This window comes from Mycolicibacterium vulneris (assembly GCF_002104765.1).
GTDB lineage: Bacteria > Actinomycetota > Actinomycetes > Mycobacteriales > Mycobacteriaceae > Mycobacterium > Mycobacterium vulneris.
In genome coordinates this window covers 1-24,341 of sequence record NZ_NCXM01000003.1, presented here as the reverse complement: position 1 = coordinate 24,341, position 24,341 = coordinate 1, and the positions used below count along the sequence as shown (strand labels likewise).

Sequence of the window (24,341 nt, the reverse complement as noted above, 5' to 3'; positions counted from 1 at the left end):
AACGCCCGAATTGAGATCCGTTGCGATCACATGAATGCTGGGAAACCAATCTTCTACACTTACCCCCGGCGGTGGGGGCTTCGCGTCGCCTCCTAGGCATTGAACGTAACCATTAATGCCAGTGTCAGCGTGCGCAGACGACGCCCCTATCAGCACAACCAGGGCGGTGAGCAGGACGGCGATGGCTATGCCGACCGCCGCAGCGGCATAGATGGAACGCATGCCCACACGCATCCAGCTATAGATGGGTAACCGCCCGCTGGTCGCTTGCTGGCCGGTTGGCAGAATCCGCCGGGGCTGCCAGGGGTGGTCGCCCGCGAAACCGACTATCAAACTGACCCACCGCCCAACAGCCCGACAAGGCCCTGGCGGTCGAGCTTGCCGGTGGGCAGCATCGGTAACTCGCTCTCGGCAAGGACCGCGATCACGGTCGGCACCTTGAACCCGGAGAGGTTGGCGCGGGCGTGCGCTGTGACGGCATCGATGGACAGCTGGGCGCCGTGCGCCGGCACGACGGCGGCTCCGACGACTTCGCCACGGACGGGGTGAGGCAGGGCGACCACGAAGCTGTGCAGCACGCCGGGCATGGCGTCCAGAACCGATTCGACCTCTGCCGGTGAGACATTGGATCCGGCCGTTTTGATCAGGGCGCTGGCGCGACCGGTGAAGTGCAGATGCCCGGCGTCGTCGAACCAGCCGCGGTCCCCGGTGTCATACCAGCCGTCGGCGGTGAACACCTCGTGGCGTTCCTGTTTGTAGATCGCGTTCATCAGGATCTGGCCGCGCACCTGGATCTGGCCCTCCTGACCCTGCGGCACTGGAAGACCCGCGGTATCAACGATCCGGTGCTGCACAACCCCGGGCAACGGGATTCCGAAGGAACCGCGCCGTTCCGGGGGAAGCGGGGTGTCGGGCACCTCGACCATGGTGTGCGGGCCGCCGGTCTCGGTCATGCCGAGCAGGTTTGGGGTCAGCTCGGGTTCGCTGGGTCGACGGTCGGGCGGGAGCGCCTGCAGCATGGTGCCGCCCCGGACGGTGGACAGGTCGCGCTTGGCGAAATCGGGGTGGTCGGCCATGGCCTGGCTGGCTTGTGCCCAGCAGGAGATGAAGGTGGCTCGCTCCCGTTCCAGCAGGGCAAGCGTGGCGCCTGCGTCGAACACGTCTTGAGCCAGGATCGCGGCTCCGGTGGACAGCGCCTGCAACACCACCATGGTCAGTCCGCCCACCCAGAAGAACGGCATTGGGGAGTAGATACGGTCGGCGGCGGTGACCCCGCGGTGGCGGGCCAGGATGGCCGCGTGGCGCACCAGGCTGCCGTGGGTGTGTGCGACGGACTTCGGTAGCGCCGTGGTCCCAGACGTCGTCACCAGCACGAGCTCATCGGCAGGCCCAACCTCTTGCTCGACGGAGCCGGTCAAGGGCGCGACCGGAGCCGCGTTACCAGGCCACGGGGTTGCCCAGGCTCGGTCACAGTCGGGCCACACGTGCACCCGCCGCAGATAGGGGACAGCCTCGAGCGCGATCGCCCCTTCACCGTCGGCCAAGCCCGGTAACGCATCGGCTACTCGGGCAACGAGATCGTGGCCGGCGATCGACCGGCCCATCAATAGCACCTGGGTGTCGGTGTGGCGCAACAGCCGAGCGAGTTCGGCGCCCGGGGCAAAGGTCGACAACGGGACGGTGAGCGCGCCGATGCGTGCCGCGGCCAACCAGGCGATGAGCCACTGGGCGCAGTTGGGGAACAGGATGCCGACGCGGGTTCCCTTGCCCACGCCCGATGCCAACAGCGCATCGGCGAGTGCCCTGGACTGCGCGTCGGCCTCAGCGAAAGTGAGCCGCTCGGAGTCGGTGACCAGGAACTCGCCATCAGGCTCGGCGCGCCGCCGTGACAGCAACTCGGGGACACTGCCCGGCAGCCCAAGGAATACATCCGAGGCGGTCTGCGCCGCGGCCATCAGGCGACGTGCACCGGGATATGCGAGTAGCCGGCTACGTTGGACATTGTCACCCGCCGCAACCCTTCGGTATCCACGGTGAACCGCGGCCAGCGCTCGCGGATCGCGTGCAAGGCCACCCGAGTCTCGAGCCGCGCCAACCAAGAGCCCAGACAGCTGTGCGCGCCATATCCGAAAGCCAGGGTGGTGGAGCCGCCCCGCCTGATGTCGAACGCGTCGGGCTGGTCGTAGGCCCGCGGGTCGCGGGTCGCAGCCCCGGTAACAAGCAGCGTCGGAGATCCGGCGGGGATGGTGCCGCCGTCGAGTACCACATCACGGGTGGCGAACCGGCCCTGATACTGCGAGGGCGGGTTGAGTCGCAGCATCTCCTCGATCGCGCCGGGGACTAGGCCGGGATCGGCGAGCACCAACTCCCACTGATCGGGATTGTGGTGAAAAGCCATGGTGCCGTTGCCAATTAACTTGGTGACTGTTTCGCTGCCCGCCGCCGCGATCAGCACCGCGAACGTGGCGATGTCCTCGTCGGTGAGCCGGTGCGTCACCCCGGTCTCGTCCTCGTAGGTCGCGTCAACCAGCCTGCTAATGATCAGGTCGTCGGGCTGGCGGCGCTTCTCCTTGGACAGGGCCAGGAAGTAAGCGTTCATCGCCATCGAGTCGGCGACGCCGCTTTCGGTAGCGAAGGGGTTGTTCGGCTCACGGTGCAGGAACCCGTCGGTCCAATGCCGGATCTGCTGGCGCTCTCCCGGGGGGACGCCGAGCATTGAGGAGATGATTTCAACCGGGAACAGCGCCGCGAAGTCGGCCACGATGTCGAAATCGTCTCTGCCACTGAGGGCGTCGGCGTAGGAGGTGACGACGTCGGTCACTAGCGGCTCCAGGTTGGCGATCGCCGCCTTGGTGAAGACCTGGCGGACCAGCTTGCGGAGCAGTTCGTGTTCGGGGGGATCCATGAGGATCAACATCTTGAGTTCGTCGAACCTGTGGCGCATCGACAGTGCGTCCAGGGTGACGCCGTAGGCGCTGCTGAATGTCTCCCAGTCGCGGTGGGCGGCAACGACATCCTCATTCCGGGTCAGGGCATAGAAATCCCACCGCTCGCTGTAGTACACCGGCGCCTCGTCGCGCATCCAGCGATAGGTGTCGTACGGATCGTCGAAAAAACTGTCGGAGTAAGGGTCGAACTCCATCGGGGAGCCATCCTCGCGCTGTTTGGTGACCGATCCTGCATCGTGGTCAGTCGACATCTCAGGCGTCTATCCGCATCATGTTCGACAGGGTGCCGCCCATCACCATGGCGATCTCGGCGTCGCTCAGCTCCGGGTGACGTTCGGGGTAGCTCAGCGGGTCGGCCAAGCCCTCGGGATGCGGGTAGTCCGAGCCGAAGAACAGGTGATCGATCGGCACCAACTTCGCGAGCTCGGCGACGTTCTCCTCCCAGAAGGGATTGAAGTAAATGCAGCGTTGGATGGCCTCGACCGGATCCTCGCTGTAGAGCTGAGGCATCTTCTTGCGGGTGTCCCTGAGGTTCTCCAGCAGTCGCGGCAACCAGGTGGTCCCGTTCTCCACCATGCCAATCCGAAGTTCGGGAAACCGCGTCAGCAGCCCGTGGCAGGCCAGCGCCGCCACCGCGTCCTCGGCCGGGTTTCGGGCCAGGCTGTAGTAGGAGCGGAACGGTGACGGCTGGAACGGCCGGAACTCACCCGAGCCCTCCCAGTCGTTGGCGTAACGGGAATAGCCGCTGTCCGACGCATGCATGATGACCAGCACGCCGGTCTCGACGACCCGCTTCCAGAACGGATCGAACTCGGGGAGGGCGAATGACCGCGGGCCGTGTAGCCCGGGTACCGGCGCCGGCCGGATGAGGATGGCGCGCGCACCGCGCTCGACCACCCAGTTCAGTTCTTCGATGGCCTTGTCCACGATGGGCAAGGTGATGATCGGCGTGGTGAAAATGCGGCCCTTGTAGTCGAACTGCCAGGTCTCGTGCAGCCACTGGTTCAGAGCGTGAATGATCGTGTGAGTCGCCTCGGGGTGCTCTCGGAAACGTTCCTCCACCAGGCTCGCCAGTGTCGGGTACATCATCGATTTGTCGATGCCCTGTTCGTCCAGCAATGCCAAACGGGGCCCCGGCTCACGGAACGCCGGGGTCGACTCGATCGCTTGCCCCAGAATCTCGCGGTGCGACTTTCCTTCAGGGTTGCCGTTGTGGAAGTAGTCCTCCTGGGCTCCAGGGGCGGCGACCTTGTCGAAAGTCGGGTTGGGAATGTAGTCGCTGATCTGCCCCAGGGTGGCGATCTTGGTGCGCCCGTCTACTTCGACGTACCGGATCGCGCCGTGGTACTCGGGCGGCAGGAACTTGGTGAGTGCATCGCGTGTCTCGTACATGTGGTTATCACCATCGAAGACCGGATAGCCCAATCGCGACGTCATTGAAATCCTCCTCGTGCCTAGCCCTACCTGCGGTGTAGAACGGCCACTACTTAACATAGCGACAATCAGATGTGCGACTGACTCTAGCATCGAGTGCGTAAAAAGAGGATATACGTTTACTTTTTCGTCGTGCACCCATCTGTTTTACGGGTAACGTGCCTTCTGTGGCGGCGCTCGCGTGTTGCCGTTGTCGAGGGCTTTGCGATTGGGAGGAGGTATCGGTGGATCTGTCGCTCACGCGGGAGCAGCGCGCGGTCCGCGACGCGGTCGCGGCCTTGTTCGTAAAACAGGCCACCCCAGAGCGGGTGCGGCGGGCGGAGGCCACTGGCTTCGACGGACTGCTCTGGCGGCACTACGCCGAGATCGGCGCATTGGGTATTGGGGTCCCCTCGGACTGTGGGGGCGGGGGCGGCGGACTCCTCGAATTGGCCCTGGTTGCCGAGGAAGCCGGTCGACGCCTCGCCCCGATCCCGGTCGCCGAGACCGCCGCCGCGGCCCGGGCGTTGGGTCGGCTGCGTGAGAAGGAATTGCTGGGGCCGGTCCTCAGCGGATCTGTCATCGTGTCACTGGCCACGCAGCCCGGCCCGGTGACGCAGCAGTGTTTGGTCGACGGCGCAATCGCGGACGCCGTGCTGGCGCACGACGGAGACTCCCTGGTCTACATAAGTCGCCCGGAAGGCTTGTCCAAAACTGGACATCGCAACCTCGGCGGACTATCGCTGTCCCGCTGGGACGACCCGGGTGCAACCACGATCCTCGCCCAGGGCAGCGAGGCGCGCGCGATCTTCGACACCGCGATCGATGAAGTACGCGTGCTACGCGCATCCGCGCTGGTCGGGTTGGCCTCCGAGGCCGTCGGGATCGGCTCCCGGTACGCGATCGTGCGCGAGGCATTCGGCCAGCCGATCGGAATGTACCAGGCGGTCGCGCATCCGTTCGCCGACGCGGTTGCCGGCCTGGATGGTGCCCAGTTGCTGGTCCGTAAGGCCTGTTGGGCAATGGATTCCGCGAAGGAAGACGCCGGCGCGCTGGCGGCGATGGCGTTCGTGTTCGCGGCCGAGACGGCTTATCACGCGACGACGCACAGCCTGCACGTGCACGGCGGATACGGGTTTATGGAGGAGTACGACATTCAGCTGTATTACCGCAGGGCCAAAGCGTGGGCGGCCGCGTTCGCCGATCCGCGGCGCGAGCTCCTCACTGTCGCCGACCGGCGGTTCGGCCCCGTGACGACCGGAGGTTGGTGACTCGATGGACTTCAGCGAACCTGAGAACTGGACCCGAATCCGCCGCGAGGCAGAGGCATTCGTCGCCGAGCATGTCACCCGCGAGGTGATCGAGCACGAGCGCCGCACCGGCGACGGCGTTGATCGCGCGCTGACCCGCAAGCTGGGGGAGCGTGGTTGGATTGCCGCGGGGTGGCCGATCGCCGAAGGTGGTGCCGGGCTGGATCCGTTCGAGGTGGCCGCGCTGTGGAACGCATTGCGCAAGGGTGGCGTGCCGACCGCGGGCCCTGGTACGACCATGCTGCCGGCCAACGCCATCCGCGCCACCGGTTCGGAGGAACTCAAAGCCAGAGTCCTGCCTGGTGTCGCCGCCGGTGAGGTTCTGATTTGTCTGGGGTACACCGAGCCCGCAGGGGGCTCGGATGTGTTCGCCTGCGCGACCCGATCGCAGCTCGATGGGGATGAGTGGATCGTCAACGGGCAGAAGATATTCACGACGTTCGCCCATCTTGCCGACTACTGCTTTCTACTTACCCGCTCGCAACGCGGATCGGTGGGACCGCGTGGCCTGACGATGCTGCTGGTACCGCTGGACACGCCCGGTATCGAGATCCAGGCGGTGCACACGATGGGTCACGAGCGCACCAATATCGTGTTCTACAACGATGTGCGAGTCGCCGATGCGAACCGAGTAGGTGAGGCGCACGAAGGCTTCGCGGTGATGCGGGCCGCGCTCGAGGCCGAGCAGAATGTCGCCCCCGGTTCGCGCACGGCGTGGGTCGCCGATGATGCACTGGAATTCGCCCGCACGCACCGCGGTCCCGACGGCGCTCAGCTGATCAACGATGTCCTGGTCCGCGAGCGCCTGGCCCGCATGGCGATGGAAGCTCAGGTGGCCGACCTGCTGGACTTGCGGGTGGCCTTCCTCGACGCCGAGGGCGAAAAGCCAGGTCCGGTATCGGCGTTGTTCGGGCCGGAAAGCTACGTGCGCGCATCGGCCGCGGCGGTCGACATAGCGGGGGCCGCGGGCATGATCGACTGGACCGACCCGGAATGCGCTGTGGACGGCGCCCTGGACGCGCACTATCGCAGCGCCGTCGCGTCGACGATCTACGGCGGGTCCAGCGAGGTGCTGCGCAGCCTCATCGTGGAAAACCGCCTCGGGTTTCCGCGTAGCCGTCCACGGCGCTGACGGGCCTCCCCCGCGGACAATACGCCGAGAAGGCCACGCGCTCAAAGGAAGTCGCTGCCTCCGTCGACATTGAGGTGGGCGCCCGTCATGTAGGTGTTGTCGGGTGAGGCACAGAACGCGATGACGGCGGCAACCTCGTGAGGCAGCCCGAGCCGACCCAAATCCACCGACATGCCGTGACCGCGTCCCAGCAGTCCGAAGGCACCCACGGGATCATCCGTCGCGATTCCGGCGGAGGTGAGCACCGGCCGTGCCCAGTCGGTGAGAATCGGACCCGGGGCGACGGCGTTGACCAAGATGGCATCGCTGGCGAGACTGCGGGCGAGGTTCTTCGTCACGCTGAGTAGCGCGCTCTTGGCCGCGGTATAGCTCACCAAACCCGCAGACTGGTGCTGCACCGACATCGCCGTCACATTCACCACCCGGGCCCACTCGGCGGCTCGCAGCAGCGGCAACGCCGCACGCACACACCGAACCGCGGAAAGCACCCCCTCATCGAATGCCGCCGCCCACTGAGCGTCGCCCAGGTCCTCAAAGCGACCAGCCCCCGTTGGCCCGGCGGCATTGACCAGCACGTTGAGTACACCCCAGTGTGCGCTAACTGTCGAAAAGGCGCTGTCGACGTCGGAGGCCGAAGTCAGATCCGCGGGCAACGTCAGCACCTCCGGGCTGCCGGCGTCCGACAATGCCGTGGCGGTTTCCTTCAGCCGGGTGTCGTCTCGGCCGATGACGCCGATCCGCGCGCCCTGTTTGGCCAGGCACACTGCGGTCGCCAGCCCGATGCCGCGGGTGCCCCCCGCGATAACCGCGGTGGCATCGGCGAACCCAAGATCCACGATGGTCGCCGGCTACTTCGGCGCGAACCGTTGGCCGGCGTCGAGTCGGATGGTCGACCCATTGAGCATCTGGTTCTCGACGATGGAGAGCGCCAGCGCGGCGTACTCATCGGGCCGGCCCATCCGACGCGGGAAGGCCGCGTCGCGAGTCAGCTCACCGGCCATTTTCTCCGGAATTCGTGAGGTAATCCCGGTCGCGAACAGGCTCGGCGCGATGGCGATAACCCGGATGCCCAGGCTGCCGAGATCACGCGCCATGGTCAATACCATTCCGGCGATCGCAGCCTTCGCGGCGCTATAGGCGACCTGGCCGATTTGCCCTTCGAATGCCGCAATCGAGGAGGTGTTGACGATGACACCGCGTTCCTCGTCGTCGGGTTCGTTGCGACTCATGTGCCAGGCCTGCAACCGGTTCAGGTTGAAGGTCGCGATCAGGTTGAGCTCGATCACGGACCGGAAGGCGTCCAGGGAGTGAGGTCCGCTCTTAGACAGCGTGCGCGCCGAGACCCCGCCACCTGCGGTGTTGATCGCGACGTGCAGGGCACCCAGGTCTTCGACGGCCGCTTCCAGCGCAGTCTCCACGCCGTCGCTGTCGGTCACGTTGCAGGGGTGAAACGACGCGCCGGCGCCCAGCTCCTTGGCGACAGTGGCTCCATCCGACGTCGGCAGGTCCAGCACGGCGACTCGTGCACCCTGCTCTGCCAGCCGTTCCGCGGTCGACCGTCCCATGCCCGAGGCGCCGCCGACGACCACCGCGCCGCTGCCCTTGACCTTCACGCCAACCCCCTATCTGCTGTCATGATCGGTTGTCCTCCTATGAGGTCATCACCGTACACATAAGTAGAGTGATGCTCTACTTAAACAGCGGATGATGTATTCGAAATCTGTTACGGTTCGTGGTGGTTGTTCGTCGGTTACCACCGGAGGTGTGATGACAGAGCCCGGCCCCGCCGAGCCGGTTGTGCGGCCCCTGCCGCAACCGAGCATCAGCTCCGAGCCGTTCTGGACGAGTGGCGCCGATGGCCGGCTCAGGATTGCCCAGTGCCAAGCGTGCGGCCGGTACCACCACCCGCCGCGTCCGATCTGTCCGCACTGCCGCGGTGACGAGGTTGCGATGACGCCGGTATCGGGACGCGCGACGGTCGCCGGTTTTACCGTGAATCATCAGCAGTGGCTGCCCCGCCTCCCGCCGCCCTACGTCGTCGCGGTCGTCGCCCTCGCCGAAGACCCCTCGGCGCGGCTCACCACGAACATCGTCGGCTGCGACCCCGAACACGTCGCTATCGGTCTGCAGGTCAAAGTAATTTTCGAGCGGCAGGACGACATCTGGATTCCACTGTTCGAACCGGATTCCGAGGCCGCCGATGCCGGCCCGGTCCCAGGGCCCGGTGATCTCAGTCGCGACGTGCGGCCCATGTCGTCCACTCGCAAGTTCGAAGACAAGGTGGCGCTGACCGGGGTCGGGAGCTCGACGATCGGGCGTCGCCTCATGGTCGATCCGTTGTCGCTGACCGTGACGGCGTGCCTGCGCGCCGTGGCCGACGCCGGCCTAGACCTGGCCGACATCGACGGCCTGGCCACCTATCCGGGCGGACTTGCCGGGGGGATGTCGGAGGGCGGGGTCACCGCGGTCGAGGAGGCATTGCGCATCCGGCCCACCTGGATTGCGGGTGGGGCCGAAGTCCCCGGGCCCAGCGGCTGCGTCGTGGCCGCCATGCTCGCCGTCGCCGCCGGACTGTGCCGGCACGTGTTGTGCTTTCGGACAGTCTGGGAATCGACCCATACCGCCCTGGCCAGGCGCGCGAAGTCCGCGGGAGGGGAAAGCCGGGCGTCGGGCATGTTCGAGTGGCGCGCGCCGTTCGGCGCGATGTCGGCAGCCAACTGGATCGGGGTCAACGCCTCGCACTACTTCTGGCGCTACGGTGGCGACCGCGCCTCGACGCTGGCCCCCATCGCCCTGACGGCGCGGGCGAACGCGTCGCGCAATCCGGCCGCGATCTACCGCGATCGCCTCACCCTGGACGACTATCTGTCAGCACGGATGATCAGCTCGCCGTTCGGCCTCTACGACTGCGACGTGCCGTGCGACGGGGCGATCGCGGTGGTCGTGTCATCGATTGACACCGCGGCGGATCGGCCGAAACCGCCGGTGCTGGTTGAAGCGGTCGGAACCCAGGTGCTCGACCGGATCTCTTGGGACCAGGACACTCTCACGCACGAACCGCAGGTGTTTGGTCCCGCGAAACACCTGTGGACCAGAACCAGCCTGCGGCCCGACGATGTCGACGTCGCCGAGCTCTACGACGGGTTCACCTTCAACGCCGTCTCGTGGCTGGAGGCGCTCGGGTTCTGCGGTGTCGGCGAGGCCGCGGATTTTCTCGACGGCGGAACCACGATCGCGCTGGACGGGAAGTTGCCGCTGAATACCCACGGCGGTCAGTTGTCTGCCGGACGGACCCACGGCTTCGGCTTCTTGGCCGAGGCCATCGCGCAACTGCGTGGCGAGGCGGCCGGGCGACAGGTCGCCAACGCACAGGTTGCGGTCGTCACTACCGGCGGCGGTACGCCCGGTGGAGCGCTGCTGCTGAGACGGGAGAACTGATGCGCAGGACGGACGGATGAAGCTGCAACAGGATCCGGAGATCGAGAGTTTCCGCGCCGAGGTCCGAAGTTTCCTCGAGCAGCACCGCCCGCGGGTGCGCACACTGGGTAAAGCCGGGGTGCGCGCACCCGACGCCGAAGACATTCCCGCCCTGCGGACGTGGACCGCCCAGCTGTTTGAGGCCGGGTATGTGGGCGCTGACTGGCCCACCGAATGGGGCGGTGCCGGCACCAAAGATGCGCTGCGCGCGACGGTCGTCGGCGAAGAAATGGCGCGGGCTCGGGTACCCACGCCGATCGGTGCCGGCCTGCTGGCCGCCGCGGCCCTCATCCACTGCGGGCGCCCCGACCAGCAGAGGCGCTACCTGCCCCGGATCCGGACCGGCGAAGACATCTGGTGCCAACTATTCAGCGAACCCAGCGCGGGCAGCGACCTGGCGAGCCTGACCACGCGCGCGCGTCGCGACGGCGATGACTTCGTCGTCGACGGTCAAAAGGTCTGGACCACCAACGGCCAACACGCTCAACTCGGCTACCTGTTGGCCCGAACAAACCCCGATGTACCCAAGCATGCCGGCATAACCGCGTTCGTCCTGGACATGACGAGCCCGGGCGTCGACGTGCGGCCGCTGCGCGAGATCACCGGCACCAGCGACTTCAACGAAGTCTTCTTCGATGGTGTACGGATACCTGCGAACAATGTGCTCGGCGAAGTCGACCAAGGCTGGAAGGTCGCGACCACGAGTCTCGTTGAGGAGCGCTCCAGTGTGGGCACCGCGGGCATCATCCAGTTGCGTGCGGTACGTGACGCCGTGGTGATGGCGCGGTCGCTGCGGCGCGGATCCGGCCCAGCGCTGGACAACGATACGGTCCGCCAAGACATCGGCCGGCTGTACGCGGCCGCGCGGGTCAGCGTTCGGCTGGGCCAGTACAACTTGTCGCGCGCGTTGAGTGGCGATTCCGATCCCGGCGATGCGCCTTTGGCCAAGGTGCTCTACAGCGAGACCAATCTCGCGCTCACCGAGTTCGGGCTCGGGCTGCAGGGCACCGATGCGCTGCTCACCGAAGACGACCCCGAGGCGATCGCGGGCGGTTGGTGGCAGGACGCATTCCTTTATTCGCGGGCTCTGACGATCGCCGGTGGCGCCAATGAGGTGTTGCGCAACATGATCGCCGAGCGTTCGCTTGGACTGCCCAGGGAACCGCGCGGTTCTTGACGTCTTCGGAGGTAAGTCGTGGATTTCACCGTGAGTGATGAACAACGGATGCTCGTGGAAAGCAGCCGCAAGTTCCTGGCGCGCGAATCGCCGATCAGTCGTGTGCGCGAACTCGCCGATTCCGATGAGCGCGGCTACGACGAGCGCGTTTGGCAGTTGGGCGCGGAACTGGGGTGGGCCGGCTTACTCATCGCCGAGCAATATGACGGTTTGGGGCGCGATCTGGTGGACGTCGCGCTGATCGCCGAGGAACACGGCAGGACGGTGCAGCCGGGCCCGCTCATCGGTAATACCCTTGCGGCAGTGGCGATCTCACAATCCGGACGCGACGACCTGTGTTCGGAGATATTGCCGCTACTGGCAAGTGCCCGGGGCGTCGCAGCGTGGGCCTTCGCGGAGTCGCGCCAGCCGTGGGACGCCGACGGAGTGTGCGCGGTGGCTGCCGAACATGCCGGGGGCTTCCGGCTGAGCGGCATCAAGGTCGCGGTGCAAGACGCCGACGCCGCGGGCTGGATTCTGGTCACCGCCCAGCTGGGAGGCCGCGTGGCGCAATTCCTTGTCGACCGACGGTCCGCAGGAATCGGTGTGCGGCGCCAGCACACCCTCGACATCACCCGGCGCCTCGACGAGGTCGTGTTCGACGATGTTGCGGTGCCGCCATCGGCGCTGCTGCACGCAGGCGACGCTGCGGAAACGGCGGTTGCACACCAAAATCGCTGTGGTGCAGTACTTGTCAGCGCTGACAATATCGGTGTCGGTGAGGCCGTGCTGGAGATGACTGTCCGGTACGCAAAGCTGCGGGTCCAGTTCGGTCGCCCCATCGGTAGCTTCCAGGCGGTCAAACACAAGTGCGCGACGATGCGGATGTGGCTGCAAGCTTCGAAGGCCGCGACCTATTACGCCGCGATGGCCGTGGCCGCCGAGGCGGATGATGCCGAGGAAGCCGCCAGCGTCGCAAAGGCGTACACCTCTTCGGCGATCGCCGCTCTGACCAGTGAGGCCCTTCAGGTGCACGGTGGTATCGGCTTCACCTGGGAACACGACCTGCATCTCTACCATCGTCGGGCCAAGGCGAACCAGGTCCTGTTCGGTGATCCTTATCTGCACCACGAGCGGCTCGCGGCGGTGCTGGAAACGGCTACCGCCTAGGCAACCGTTCGCCGGCCGAACTGGCGGGCCAACCAGTCCGCGCTGTCGCGTGCCGCGGTTCGCGCCACGGCGGTGTCGGCGAACATGTCGAAGCCATGCACAGCGCCTGAGTAGACATGCAGTTCGGTGGGCACCGCCGCCCGGGATAGTCGCGCGGCGAAATCGATCGACTCATCGCGCAAGCAGTCAGCCGTGCCGACGGCGATGAAAGTCGCTGGCAGACCTTTTAATTCGGTCGCCCGCGCAGGCGCCGCATCTTCTGGCGCGTCTTCGGTGCGATACCGGTCGCCGAGATAGCTGCGCCAGCCGAACGCGTTGGATTCCCGGGTCCACACCGGCAATCCTTCGAGCTGGCTCGACTCGGTGCGGCCGCGGTCATCGAGCATCGGATATTCCAGGTATTGGAATGCCAAGGGGGCGTTTACATTATCGCGCCACCGTAGCGACAGGCCCGCCGCCAGTGCCCCGCCGGCACTGCGTCCGGCGATACCGACCTGCTGCGGGTCGACCTCTAGCTCATGGGCGTGTTCAAAGAGGAAGCGCAGCCCGGCCTCGCAGTCGTCCAGCGGGGCGGGGTAAGGCGATTCGGGTGCCAGCCGGTATTCGACGCTGACGCAGACGCAACCCAACCAGCGGCACCACTCGATCAGGCGGGCATCGTCCATGTGCCGGTTGCCGATCACCATCCCGCCGCCGTGCATCCAGAACAGGACGGGCGGCTCGGCCGCGGCTTCGACGGGTCGTAGCAGCGACAGAGCGACGCCATCGCGTTCGGTGGTCAGCTCGAGGCGCTCGATGTCGGGCGCGGACTGCGGCTCGAACATCGATCCGGCGCGCATGGCCGGAAGCGTGTCGATGGAGAAGTCGAAATCGGGGAATCCATCGAGACTTTCGTTTATCTCCGGGTCGATCCAGGTGGCTTTGATCGTCGCCATTAACCGACACCCATCAGGTGCTTGCCCGCGCCTACGAGACCACCGTCGACGCGGATGTCGCAGCCGGAGATGAACCCCGCGGCGTCGGACTCCAAGAAGGCCACCGCGGCGGCGATGTCCTCGGGACGCCCGGGCAGCGGTCGGTCTGGGCGCTTGACCGGGGTCACGTCGATCATGACCGGGATGATCTGCTGACGATCCAGTTCCAGCCTGCCCATCGGTGTGTCGATCAGGCCGGGTGAGATCGCGACGGTGCGGCCGCCCCTTTTGCCCCACGGCGTGGCCAGCCGTTCTGCTAGCCGGACCACGCCGCGTTTGGCCAGGACGTAGGCCGTGGCACTGTCGAGCTCTTGGCCCATGGCCTGTTCGATCGTGGCGAAGAACCCTTCGGCCAGCGGATCGTCCAGCAACGGCTCGACGCCCGCGGGGACGTCACTGTATCCGGCGATCGATCCGATCAGGATCGCGGAGCTCCCCGGGTTGACCAACGGGAGCAAGGCGTCGGTGATTCGAACCGATCCGGCCAGGTCCACGTCGAGCACCGTCGCCGCACCGGCCATTTCCGGTGAGACACCCGCGGTGTGCACGAGGCAGCGCAGACGCCCGAGCTCGCGTACCCGATCGGCGACCGCGGCGACATCGGCGGGGGAGGTCACGTCGCAGCGCAGCGTCTCGACGTCGGCCCCGTGCCCAGTCAGCGCCTTGCGCGCCTGGTCGAGTAGATCCTCGCGCATGTCCACGAGCAGCAGGCGGCCACGATCGGCCAGCGCGCGGGCGCAGGCCAGCCCCATGCCGCCCGCACCCCCGGTGATCACCAGGACGTTGTTCACAGTCATCCGGCTCCTCTCCATCGGTGGATCACCATCGGCCCCGCTGGCCGACGAATCCGCCGACAAGCCGTAGTGTGCCATAAAAGCAACTTAAAATATGCGATGGAGGAAACCCTAGTTGTCCTAGAAAGAATGTGATGGTCTACTCGACTTATGAAGGTGACTTTCGAGCCCGATCTCTGTGACGCCAATGGATTATGCGTGCTAGCGGCGCCCGAAGTATTCGAACTTATCGATGACGACGTCGTCGAGATCCTGTTTCCGGAACCGGCACCCGAGGTGGAGTCCGCCGTCACTGACGCGGTGATTGCCTGCCCTAAGCAGGCATTGCGACTACCTGCGGGCTGACCTCAGCGCTTGTTGCAACGCTACATCGCACACGAACATTGCAGAATACGAACTTATCGTTCTACTCTGAGGGAGGTCTGCCTTACAGCTGACTGCGAGCTTGTTTATCCGTCTGTGCCATGAGGAGTCCTTAATGCTGCCCGACGACGCCAAGATCATTTCCGTCGACGACCACGTCATCGAGCACCCCCGAGTGTGGCTGGACCGCGTCCCCGCCAAGTACGCCGACGTGGCTCCGCGCATCGTCAAGCTGCCCGACGGCAACGACACCTGGCTCTACGAGGGCAGCCAGTCAGGCAACTTTGCCCTCAACGCCGTTGCGGGCAAGCACCCACGCGACTTCGGCATGGACCCGCGCAGCTACGACGACATGTTGCCCGGATGTCATGAAATCGCCGACCGCATCAAGGACATGGACACCGAGGGTGTGTGGGCGCAGCTGTGTTTCCCCAACTTCGGCGGATTCGCCGGCAGCACATTTCACAAGGCCAAGGACAAGGACTTCGCCAAACTGTGCATCAGCGCCTACAACGACTTCATCCTCGACGAATGGTGCGGCTACGCCCCGGAACGTCAGATCCCACTGATGATGGTTCCGTTCTGGGATGTCGAGGCCTCGGTCGCCGAAGTCGAGCGCACCGCGGCTAAGGGCGCTAAATCCATCTCGTTCATCGAGGCGCCGCACAAGATCGGACTGCCGTCGTTTCACACCGACCACTGGGATCCGCTGCTGCGCATCTGCGAGGAAGCGGAACTGCCGCTGTCCATGCACTTCGGCTCCGGTGGGATGCCGCAGGGGCTCGCCCCCGACGGCGACCTGTTCATCGGCATCGCATTGTTCGGATTGAATTCGATGATGGCCACCGTCGACCTGCTGATGTCGGAGGTGTTCTACAAGTTCCCCAAACTCAAGGTCGCGCTGTCCGAGGGCGGTATCGGATGGATGCCCTATCTGTTGGAGCGCATCGACTACTCGTTCGGCCGGCACAAGTATTGGTGCAACATCAACGCCGACAAGTTGCCCTCGGAGTTGTTCCGCGAGCACATCTACGGGTGCTTCATCTCCGACCGGTCCGGGATCGAGCAGCGTCACCGCATCGGTGTGGACAACATTATGTTCGAAAGCGACTACCCGCATTCGGATTCCAACTGGCCACACACCCGCAAGCTGCTCGCCGAACACCTGGTCGACGTACCCGACGAGGAAGCGCGCAAGATCGTCGAACTCAACGCCCGGGCCCTATACAACTTCTGGGTCTAAACCCGGCCGGCTCGTGACGACCCAGCAACCGCGCCGTTTACCCGTGCCAGCTCGGATACCGCGGGCGTGCTCATCTGCGCATGATGAAAGGTGACCGAATGATTGACCTCACACGGGGAAAGCGACTGCGATGCCGGCTGCGTGGCTCGAAGACGCCGGTGGTCATTCGCGACGCGCTGCCGCAAACCTCGACCGGAAAGGTCCTGCGGCGCGATCTCATCGCCGACCTACTCGGCGCGAAGCGGGCAGCGACTTTATGACCGATCAACCGCCGCACCCAACCTTCGACGGAAGCGACAACAATGCCTGACGCGCTCATACTCTCGGCCGCTAGAACACCAATCGGCAGGGCCCGCAAGGGATCCCTGACGTCAGTCGACGCCTACGAACTCGCCGAGGTCGCCGTTACCGCGGCCGTCGAACGGTCACAGATCTCCGTGGCTGACCTCGACGACCTGTTGCTCGCGGAGTCCCTGCAGGGCGGAGGGGTGATCGGGCGCAACATCGCAGTGCGCCTCTGCATGACCAACGTGCCCGGGGTGGCTATCAATCGGCACTGCGCCTCGGGCGCCACTGCCGTGCAGTTGGCGGCGGCCACCATCATGGCCGGCATGGCAGACGTGATCGTCGCCGGTGGAACGGAAAGCGCGAGCACCATGCCGCGGCTGACCAAGGTGGCACCAGGTGCCCAAGAACCAACCCCATGGTCGCCGCAGAGCCATCCCGACGCCCCCGGCATTCCCGCTTTCGATATGTCGGTCACCATCGGTGAAAACACCGCCCGGCTCCACCATGTTACCCGCGAGCAAGCCGACGCCTGGTCCGCACGCTCACAGCAGCGGGCGCTCAACGCGATTGCCAAGGGATATTTCGACGACGAGATTGTCACCGTCCCCATCAACCACGGCGAAGCTGTGTTCGACACCGACGAGCACCCGCGAGACACCACGCCCGACGCGCTCGCCGGGCTGAAGGTCCTGCACCCGGAACTACCCGACGCGGTCGTTACTGCCGGAAATTCTGCGGGCATCAACGATGCCGCCGCCGCGCTGGTTATCGGAGGCTCTGACTTCGCGTCCAGTCGCGGCCTCACACCGCTGGCACGGATCCGGGGTTGGGCATCTGTGGGCGTGGAGGTCGAACACACCGGAATGGCCCCGGTGACCGCAATCCCGTTGGCGCTCAGGCGCAGCGGTCTCACAGTGGACGACGTGGACCTCTTCGAGATCAACGAGGCGTTCGCCACGATGGCCGTGGCGTGCACGCGTGACCTCGGATTGGACGAGTCAATCGTGAATGTGAACGGCAGCGGTATCAGTCTTGGCCACCCCATCGCGGCGACTGGCGCTCGGATGGTGGTGTCGATCGTTCATGAACTCGCACGCCGCGATTCGCGCATCGGGGTGGTGGCGATGTGCGCCGGGGGAGGGATGGGCTCAGCGATGGTCGTCGAACGGATCTAACTCGAGCCCGAACGCTCAGCGCTGGACGGTGAGCTTGGTGTAACGGCCGCCCAAAAGCCATTCAGACACATAGAGATTTCCGTCGGGGTCCGTTGCGACAGCGTGCGGGGAGTTGAAACGATCGTGGCTGGGCAGGTGCGGTATCTCCGTACGCCCATCGCCGGCGAGCGTGTTGGGCCAGCCCGGCCGGGTCGGCCACCCCGGGGCGGCAGTGGGGTCGTCGCCGATGTATCCCAGCAGATTGTCCTCGGGATCGAGTACGGCCACTCGCCCATAGAGCTCGGCGACGACCAGCAGGTCGCCCCACTGCGCAAAATCGCTGGGGCTGTTGAGGAACTGTTCACCGAAGGACCGCAGATAGCGACCGCCGATATCGTAGACCAGCACGCGGGTGTTGACTCGGTCGGCAACGTAGAGCTCAGGGACCGTTTTGCGGCGATCGATGAAAATTGCGTGTGGACATGCGAGTCGTTGGCCGACTTCCTCACCGGTCAGCGTCGACCGATGGTTTCCCTGCTTGTCGAAGCGGTGCACGACACCTGACCCGTATCCGTCCGCCACCCAGATGTCGCCCGTTCCACCGAACCGCTCCTCGTCCACAGCGCAACCACACGGACAATACGGTCCCATCGGGCCGGCGGGGATGGCCGGATTCTGTTGGGGCACAGGCAACTCGGACCGGATCTGACCGTCCACGGTCATCTTCACCACTCGGGGTGCCCGGGTCTGGCAGCGGACTCCCTTGCCGAACATCGGAGTCCAGTCGGGGTCTCCGTCGTCGGCGCCGCAGCTGAACACGAACCCTGGATCGCTCACCCAGAGGAGTTCGTCATCGCCCTCGCGCACGAGAGTGATGCCATGGCCTTCGGTGAGGTCTGTGTCGACCACGCGGAGCAGACGGCCTCCGGTGTCGAACGCGACGAGTCGCCCGGCGTGGAAACTGATGATCTCGCCACCGTCGGTGGCGACGACAGCGTTGTGCACCCAACAGGACGGGGCACCCGGGACGGCGGACAGTTCTGCCCAATCACCGACCACCTCGTAGGAGGGGATGCTAATGGGCCTGCGGGTATCTGATGACACGACGAGCCTTCCGCTCTACTCGGCGGCGATAGCGCTACCGCAGCTCGCCTGAACTTCGTGATATTGACGAAACCCTCTCGGGTTCAGCGTCGTTCGCTCTGGACCACACCTGGCCCGCATCGTCTTCAAACTTGATCCGCACGTCGGGTGCAGCGTTGGGTTCCAACGAATAAAGGGCGGAAGCGTGTTGGTTTGGCCGTAGCCAGCGCGGGAAGTCCACTGCGTTGTGGGCAGCAACAAGGTCCATCCGGTTGGCTAGGAACGCCGGCTGCCGAGTTGGTAAGGCCCCGCCCCTTTCGAGCAGTGGGTGATGCTCGTCGGGCCACGGACCAGTGCTCAGCTTGGCGACGACGTCGGCGATTGCTTGCGTCGAGCGTTTGGCACCGCCGGGTCGAGCGCGTCCTTTGGAGTCGACCGCGCCTACCGAGACCTGTAGGTCGACGGCTAAAGAGGTGCCGTGATTCACCACTGTCACGGCCCAGATCTGCGGGCCAAGAAACGCCACTGGCGTCCGGTAGATCCTTACTTGCCGTGCCGATGCGATGCGTTCGGATTCCACGGTCAGCGCGCCGAGATCGGCGTCGGTCAGATCGGCTGCAATCGCGCTTTGCAAGCGGCCCTCGAAGTCAGCATCCCCATGACCAATGTAGCGCGGACAGATCCCTTCCCTTGTCAGTCGCTGCGTCACGTTGTCAAGCCAACTCTGTTCGTCCGAACTGGGCCCGTGCGAAGGTGATTCGGCGATGAGCCAAACGAGTACCAACTTGCCGGCTCGCTTTGCGCGCTCTACGTCACCCATCACCTCAACGACATCGCGGCCCATCGGGTCGAAGAGGGCGATGAACGCGTCGCAGCGGTCGGTGATCCCGCTTGACGGAATTAACGCAATCTGGGTCCGCTGCCCGCTCGCGCAGTTCCACCAATTCAGAGCATGACCAATGGCGGTGCGAGATCGCCCCGTGTCGTCGGGCGAGGCGATTGCCACCTCCATAACGTGGGCGGGGAACACTTTCTCATCTCCTCAGAGATACGTCAGCACTCAAGCGGTGCTGCGATGGATGACGTTGAGTGCTTTTTAATCTACCGCTCCTTGCTTCATTGGGAAATGACATCCTACTATAGCGAACACAGCCTTGTAGCTTAGTGCTGATCGACCGGTTGCAACATGGCTCGCAGGCGTTCGCCAGTGAACAGGAGGGACATTGTCGACGGAGGGAAGCGTGCTGGAGTTCGACCCGTTCAAGCCTGGTCCCGCTGACGAGTTGCCAGCGGTTTACGCGGCGCTGCGAGAGCGGTTTCCGGTCTACCGGACCGGTACGAATATCTGGGTGATATCGCGATTTGATGATGTGAAGGCCGTTCAATCCAATCCCGCTGTTTTCTCGTCCCGTCCCAACCCCTACGAGGGAGATTCAGCACCGGCGGATGCCGAGATGAAGCCCGAGGTCATCGAGCGACTCATGGCCCTGACCGCGGGGATTCCCGTCGACATGAACGAGATGGCCTCCGCCAAGACCATCGCCGCCGCGGACCCGCCTCAACACACCCGGATACGCAGAATCGTGAGCAGGGGTTTCACGCCCCCTCGAATCAAGGAGATGGCTGACGCGATCGCCACGATCGTCGACCGCTGCCTAAGCGGTATTGACGAGCTTCCCAGCTTCGACCTGGTCGAGCGGCTGGCTATTCCACTGCCGGTGGAGATGATCTGCCACATCCTCGGTATCGACCGAAGCGAGTACGGGCGCGCCAAGTGCTGGTCCGACGCTTTCGCCGCCGCCGCCGGCGGCAATTTCAGCAGTGCCGCCGAACGCAACGAGTTGATGTTGACGACGATCAAGGAGTTCAGCACCTACTTCGTGCCGTTGATCGAAGCGAGGCGAGTTGAGCCGAGGAATGATTTGGTCAGTGCGATGGTCGCGGCGATCGACAACGAGTCGCTGAGCAACGTCGAAACATTGATGGTGGCGATCACCATCATGGTCGCCGGCAACGAGACGACCACGAACCTTATCGGCAATGCCGTGGTCGAACTGCTGGCCAACCCCGACCAGCTCAAATTGTTGCTCGACGATCCGTCGTTGTTGCCCAACGCCGTCGATGAGGCGAACCGGCTGACGACGCCGATCCAGTTCGCATTTCGGGAGGCGACCGAAGACACCGTCGTCGCTGGTACGACGATTCCGAAGGGGGCCATCATCGCTCTGCACATGGCCGCAGCGAATCGCGATCCGCGCCGCTTCGACGAGCCCGATCGTTTTTTGATCACTCGTCCTCCCGGTAAAAGCCTGGCCTTCGGTCACGGCATCCACTTTTGTCTGGGTGCTCACCTGGCAGGGCAGGAAGTGCGCGCGGCGATCGGCGGGCTGCTGCCCTACCTCGACCGCCTCAAATTGACCGATGCGCCGCTGGAACGCAACTCGACGGCGCTGCTCAACGGGTGGCAACGGGTCGAACTAGCGTGGGTGTCGTAGTGGCCCTGGGGAATTCCCGTTGAACGCGGACAGATAACGATGTTGACGGCATCGATGCTGCTAGACCCGGCAGTCCTGCAGAACCCCTACGCCTTCTACGCGATGCTGCGGGAGCAGGCGCCGGTCTGGATGGTGCCTGGTACGGACGTCGTCGCAATCAGCACTTTCGCACTGTTGTCGGAGGCGGTCGCGCGGCCCGAGGATTTCTCCTCGATCATGCGTTGTCTGCTTTACCGCGATCAGGATGGACTGCCTGCGCGCCTCGATTTCGGTGAGGCGGCCATGCCGACGCTGGCGACCGCGGACCCGCCCGTGCACACCACGCATCGGCGCGCGGTCTTCCCCGAATTAGTGGCACGGCGCATGCGCACCCTGGAGGACGACATTCGCGCGTTGTCAGCGGCCGCAGTCAAGCAAGCCCTAGATGACGGCAGCTTCGACTTCATGGCGAAGATCGGCAACATGGTGCCGATCACCGTGGTGGCCAGGCTGATCGGTTTTCGCGACATCGACCCCATGCAACTATTGGAAGCGGCCTTCGACTCCACCACGATGGTGGGCGGCACGATGTCAATGGATGAGCTCAGTACTTTTGTCGCGCGCACCGAGACTATCGAGGCCTGGATCGCCGATCAGATCGCGGGCACCGGCGAGGGGGGAGAAGAGGGAATCCTGCTGGCGGTTCGGCGGGCGCTGGATGCTGGCACCTTGCGCATCGGGGAGGCCACCATCATCCTGCACACCATGCTAAGCGCCGGCGGGGAGTCCACGACCAGCCTGCTGGGCAATGCGGTCCGGATGCTCGCTGAAAATCCCGGATTACAACAGCGGCTGCGCGAAAAGCCGCAGGACATCGATGTTTTCGTCGAGGAGGCGCTGCGGCTCGAGTCACCGTTTCGGCAAATGATGCGCAGCGTGCCACGCGACACCACGCTCGGCGGCGTCGAGATCGCCTCGGGCTCCACGGTGTTGCTTCTCTTCGCGGCCGGGAACCGCGACCCCGCTCAGTTCAAACACCCCGACCGAATCGACCTGACGCGCGAATCCCCCAAACGTCACCTCGCTTTCGGGCACGGCATTCATTTCTGCGTCGGGGCGGCTCTCGCGCGTATCGAAGCCCGTGCGGTGCTCGGCGCAATCCTCGAGCAGACCCGATGCTTCACGCTCGACGAGGATCGCGCACCGCGGTGGGTGGACAGCCTGTTGGTCCGTCGGCACGCAGAACTCCACGTCTGCGCTACTCCCCGGTGAGCTATGAGTCCCGACAGCGAGGCGGAGGGGAATGTCGCCTCCGTCAATGGAGTTGGGAGATAACGGCGATCTCGGTGGGCGCGCGGGAGGCGAAGTCGATCACTCGCGCGCCGGCGGGCTAGACATCAGGTATCGGCTGGATGTCGCTGCCCACAGCGTCATCGAGGTGGACGACGACGCCGGCGGGTGGTTGTTCGATCGGGTGATGGCCGGGTGGGACGCCACTGTCTTCCTCGCCGCCGACGCCGATGTGCGAGAGCTGATAGCGCGGTCCTGCTGTGAGCGGACCGGCCAGCGAATGCTAAACGACATCATCGAACACCGGCTCGGCCAGTTCGGTCATTGCCGATCGGCCTCGAAGCCACGCCGAACCGCGCGTTGCCCAGTGCTCCCGTTCCAACACCTGGGCTAGAGCGAGTGCGCTACCCGACGCCAGAATTCTGGAGTCCCATTGCTTGGCGTGATCAGCCAAGCGTGCGGCCTCGTTGACGGCGTCTCCAATGACCGTGTATTCGTAGCGGTTCTCCGCGCCGATATTGCCTGCGAATACCGCACCGGCGGCCACTCCGATACCGAAGTCCACCAGTGGCAGCGCCCTCAGTTCCGTGCCGAGCGCGCGTGCCGTCGCGAGCGCCGCCGAAGCCGGTTCATCAATGTCGATGGGTGCTCCGAACACGGCCAGGACCGCGTCGCCTTCGAACTTATTGATCAGGCCGTGCTGCTGGTGCACGGCCGCGACCACTATGCGGAAGAAGTCGTTCAGGATGCTCGCGACTTCCTCGGGCCGCCGGCCGGCGGCGATCGCCGTTGACCCCACCAGATCGACGAAGAGTACGGCGACATCGCGGACGTCACCCGATAGGGAGCCATCGTGTTGAAGTGCCTGGCGTGCCACGTCTGCGCCCACGTGGCGCCCGAAGAGGTCCCGGAGGCGTTCCCTTTCCTCAAGGCCTGCCACCATCCGGTTGAATCCGACCTGGAGTCGTCCGATTTCGGAGGGCTCATACACCTCGACGAGCGCCCCGCCATGGCCGTGCTCCACCTCGGTCATGGCGATGACGACTTCACGAACTGGGTCCGAGATTGACCGGGCAACCAAGATCATCGCGCGAAACCCCAAGGCGAGGGATGCCACAGCGAGCACCAGAACCGGTGTTTCGATTGGCGCTGACTTCGGCACAAGCCACCCGTTGGAGCGCGACAAGACGATCAATGCGATTCCAGCGATGGGTAATGCACTAAAGAGGACCCACGTAATCATCACTCGTGCAAGTACCCCCGGCATTTCGCTAGAGGGTTCGGCGGTCTTCATTGACGCCGCCAGGATGGGCCGCAGGATGCGTTGAGTTATCAGATAGCCCATGGAGGCGGTGGCCGCACCCCCGAACAGAATGGCGGTACCGATCACGCAGGCGACGGCGCCGCCGGCGTGAAAGTTGACCAGAACCAACACTGCGCCGCCGACAGCCCAGATGCCGAACTGGACGACGGTCTGGCGGGCGGCTATGCGCATAGCCGCGCGCTGTTGAGCGGGCGTTGGTTCGGCGCCATCGGCGAACCAACGGAAGGACGGAACCATATTCAAGACACCGGCCACACCACCGACGGTTGCCGAGATTGCGACCAGACCGCACACAGCAATCAGGTTCTTTCTGCTGGAGAGGATGCCGGGGTCCCCGCCGCGGTTACGGGTGAGCGAGACGATCATCAAAGAGACTGCGCCGGCGGCCAGGAGGTGCGCGGAGGTCAGCGCAGCCGCATAACTGAGCCCAAGACGAATTGCAGCTTTGCGCCCGGGAGTCCGGATTGACAGCCATGGAGGATAGGATGATTCCACTGGTAGACCGTCACTTCCGTTTAACGCATCTAACGACTACCATAAACAGCATTAATTGTTCTACTTCGTAGGTATCCAAACTTCGCGCACGTTAAAACCCATGACGAGGCCAGGACAAGACTGAATGACTGCGCACACGACGCTGATTCCGCACTTCATCGATGGGCAGCGCACCACCGGGCAGTCCGGTCGCAGCGCTGACGTCTTCGACCCCAGCACCGGGGGTGTTCAGGCGACGGTGCCGATGGCCGGC

Annotated in this window: 21 protein-coding genes; 11 read left to right on the top strand and 10 right to left on the bottom strand. The window is 64.8% G+C overall.

Features of this window, described 5'->3' with window-relative positions; all coding sequences use genetic code 11:
• Nucleotides 1–329 precede the first annotated feature (329 nt).
• The 3 genes from B8W69_RS03450 to B8W69_RS03440 are packed head-to-tail and all read right to left on the bottom strand — an operon-like array spanning nucleotide 330 to nucleotide 4,385.
• Nucleotides 330–1,955 carry a class I adenylate-forming enzyme family protein gene (locus B8W69_RS03450; protein ID WP_085288598.1) on the bottom strand — a complete coding sequence of 542 codons (1,626 nt, stop codon included), beginning with the start codon at nucleotides 1,953–1,955 and terminating at the stop codon, nucleotides 330–332.
• On the bottom strand, nucleotides 1,955–3,199 hold the full coding sequence (locus B8W69_RS03445) for a cytochrome P450 (RefSeq protein WP_085288597.1): 1,245 nt from the start codon (nucleotides 3,197–3,199) through the stop codon (nucleotides 1,955–1,957). Before B8W69_RS03445 ends, B8W69_RS03450 begins: the two co-directional genes overlap by 1 nt.
• Before the next feature lies 1 nt (nucleotide 3,200).
• Nucleotides 3,201–4,385 carry an amidohydrolase family protein gene (locus tag B8W69_RS03440; RefSeq protein WP_085288596.1) on the bottom strand — a complete coding sequence of 395 codons (1,185 nt, stop codon included), beginning with the start codon at nucleotides 4,383–4,385 and terminating at the stop codon, nucleotides 3,201–3,203.
• 221 nt (nucleotides 4,386–4,606) lie between these two features.
• Between B8W69_RS03440 and B8W69_RS03435 the strand changes: the two genes are divergently transcribed.
• Both B8W69_RS03435 and B8W69_RS03430 read left to right on the top strand, forming a co-directional pair.
• Nucleotides 4,607–5,632 carry an acyl-CoA dehydrogenase family protein gene (locus B8W69_RS03435; RefSeq protein ID WP_085288595.1) on the top strand — a complete coding sequence of 342 codons (1,026 nt, stop codon included), beginning with the start codon at nucleotides 4,607–4,609 and terminating at the stop codon, nucleotides 5,630–5,632.
• Between the two features lie 4 nt (nucleotides 5,633–5,636).
• Nucleotides 5,637–6,803: an acyl-CoA dehydrogenase family protein gene (locus B8W69_RS03430; protein ID WP_009953677.1), complete on the top strand. Its 1,167-nt coding sequence runs from the start codon at nucleotides 5,637–5,639 to the stop codon at nucleotides 6,801–6,803.
• A gap of 41 nt (nucleotides 6,804–6,844) precedes the next feature.
• Here the strand turns inward: B8W69_RS03430 and B8W69_RS03425 are convergent, their stop codons facing one another.
• Both B8W69_RS03425 and B8W69_RS03420 read right to left on the bottom strand, forming a co-directional pair.
• Nucleotides 6,845–7,639 carry an SDR family NAD(P)-dependent oxidoreductase gene (locus B8W69_RS03425; RefSeq protein ID WP_085288594.1) on the bottom strand — a complete coding sequence of 265 codons (795 nt, stop codon included), beginning with the start codon at nucleotides 7,637–7,639 and terminating at the stop codon, nucleotides 6,845–6,847.
• Between the two features lie 12 nt (nucleotides 7,640–7,651).
• Complete coding sequence (locus tag B8W69_RS03420) at nucleotides 7,652–8,416, bottom strand: SDR family NAD(P)-dependent oxidoreductase (protein ID WP_085288593.1); 765 nt, start codon at nucleotides 8,414–8,416, stop codon at nucleotides 7,652–7,654.
• A 154-nt stretch (nucleotides 8,417–8,570) separates the two neighbouring features.
• Between B8W69_RS03420 and B8W69_RS03415 the strand changes: the two genes are divergently transcribed.
• From B8W69_RS03415 to B8W69_RS03405, 3 genes are read left to right on the top strand one after another with little or no spacing between them, the layout of a single operon-like run.
• Nucleotides 8,571–10,241 (top strand): thiolase C-terminal domain-containing protein, encoded by a 1,671-nt coding sequence (locus B8W69_RS03415; protein ID WP_036396781.1) that lies wholly within the window; start codon nucleotides 8,571–8,573, stop codon nucleotides 10,239–10,241.
• Nucleotides 10,242–10,257: 16 nt separating this feature from the next.
• Nucleotides 10,258–11,457, top strand: coding sequence for an acyl-CoA dehydrogenase family protein (locus B8W69_RS03410; protein WP_085288592.1), 1,200 nt, complete (start codon nucleotides 10,258–10,260; stop codon nucleotides 11,455–11,457).
• 30 nt (nucleotides 11,458–11,487) lie between these two features.
• Entirely contained in the window at nucleotides 11,488–12,606 is a 1,119-nt protein-coding gene (locus tag B8W69_RS03405) for an acyl-CoA dehydrogenase family protein (protein ID WP_245843085.1), read from the top strand.
• Here the strand turns inward: B8W69_RS03405 and B8W69_RS03400 are convergent.
• Nucleotides 12,603–13,541, bottom strand: coding sequence for an alpha/beta hydrolase (locus B8W69_RS03400; RefSeq protein ID WP_085288590.1), 939 nt, complete (start codon nucleotides 13,539–13,541; stop codon nucleotides 12,603–12,605). The two genes, B8W69_RS03405 and B8W69_RS03400, sit on opposite strands and share 4 nt — an antisense overlap.
• Nucleotides 13,541–14,377, bottom strand: a complete 837-nt coding sequence (locus B8W69_RS03395) for an SDR family oxidoreductase (RefSeq protein WP_036396783.1) — start codon at nucleotides 14,375–14,377, stop codon at nucleotides 13,541–13,543. Before B8W69_RS03395 ends, B8W69_RS03400 begins: the two co-directional genes overlap by 1 nt.
• 147 nt (nucleotides 14,378–14,524) lie before the next feature.
• Between B8W69_RS03395 and B8W69_RS03390 the strand changes: the two genes are divergently transcribed.
• The 4 genes from B8W69_RS03390 to B8W69_RS03375 all read left to right on the top strand — a co-directional run bounded on the left by B8W69_RS03390 (nucleotide 14,525) and on the right by B8W69_RS03375 (nucleotide 17,443).
• The gene (locus B8W69_RS03390; RefSeq protein ID WP_083175127.1) at nucleotides 14,525–14,719 is read left to right on the top strand and encodes a ferredoxin; all 195 of its coding nucleotides are present in this window, start codon (nucleotides 14,525–14,527) and stop codon (nucleotides 14,717–14,719) included.
• Between the two features lie 133 nt (nucleotides 14,720–14,852).
• Nucleotides 14,853–15,980, top strand: coding sequence for an amidohydrolase family protein (locus B8W69_RS03385; protein ID WP_009953692.1), 1,128 nt, complete (start codon nucleotides 14,853–14,855; stop codon nucleotides 15,978–15,980).
• Between the two features lie 98 nt (nucleotides 15,981–16,078).
• On the top strand, nucleotides 16,079–16,240 hold the full coding sequence (locus B8W69_RS30480; RefSeq protein ID WP_165762542.1) for a hypothetical protein: 162 nt from the start codon (nucleotides 16,079–16,081) through the stop codon (nucleotides 16,238–16,240).
• A gap of 42 nt (nucleotides 16,241–16,282) precedes the next feature.
• The gene (locus B8W69_RS03375; RefSeq protein WP_009953694.1) at nucleotides 16,283–17,443 is read left to right on the top strand and encodes a thiolase family protein; all 1,161 of its coding nucleotides are present in this window, start codon (nucleotides 16,283–16,285) and stop codon (nucleotides 17,441–17,443) included.
• A 15-nt stretch (nucleotides 17,444–17,458) separates the two neighbouring features.
• On the opposite strand, the gene B8W69_RS03370 is transcribed toward B8W69_RS03375, so the two are convergent.
• Together B8W69_RS03370 and B8W69_RS03365 are read right to left on the bottom strand one after the other, a co-directional pair.
• Complete coding sequence (locus tag B8W69_RS03370) at nucleotides 17,459–18,526, bottom strand: NHL repeat-containing protein (RefSeq protein WP_225323315.1); 1,068 nt, start codon at nucleotides 18,524–18,526, stop codon at nucleotides 17,459–17,461.
• 34 nt (nucleotides 18,527–18,560) lie between these two features.
• Nucleotides 18,561–19,535: a hypothetical protein gene (locus B8W69_RS03365; RefSeq protein WP_245843084.1), complete on the bottom strand. Its 975-nt coding sequence runs from the start codon at nucleotides 19,533–19,535 to the stop codon at nucleotides 18,561–18,563.
• Between the two features lie 211 nt (nucleotides 19,536–19,746).
• On the opposite strand from B8W69_RS03365, the gene B8W69_RS03360 reads away from it, so the two are divergent.
• Both B8W69_RS03360 and B8W69_RS03355 read left to right on the top strand, forming a co-directional pair.
• A complete protein-coding gene (locus B8W69_RS03360; RefSeq protein WP_085288587.1) occupies nucleotides 19,747–21,000 on the top strand; it encodes a cytochrome P450 in 1,254 nt (417 codons plus the stop codon).
• A 39-nt stretch (nucleotides 21,001–21,039) separates the two neighbouring features.
• Nucleotides 21,040–22,251 carry a cytochrome P450 gene (locus B8W69_RS03355; protein WP_083175132.1) on the top strand — a complete coding sequence of 404 codons (1,212 nt, stop codon included), beginning with the start codon at nucleotides 21,040–21,042 and terminating at the stop codon, nucleotides 22,249–22,251.
• A gap of 301 nt (nucleotides 22,252–22,552) precedes the next feature.
• Here B8W69_RS03355 and B8W69_RS03345 read toward each other — a convergent pair whose 3' ends face one another.
• Nucleotides 22,553–23,959 (bottom strand): adenylate/guanylate cyclase domain-containing protein, encoded by a 1,407-nt coding sequence (locus B8W69_RS03345; protein ID WP_181447328.1) that lies wholly within the window; start codon nucleotides 23,957–23,959, stop codon nucleotides 22,553–22,555.
• Nucleotides 23,960–24,341: the final 382 nt, after the last annotated feature.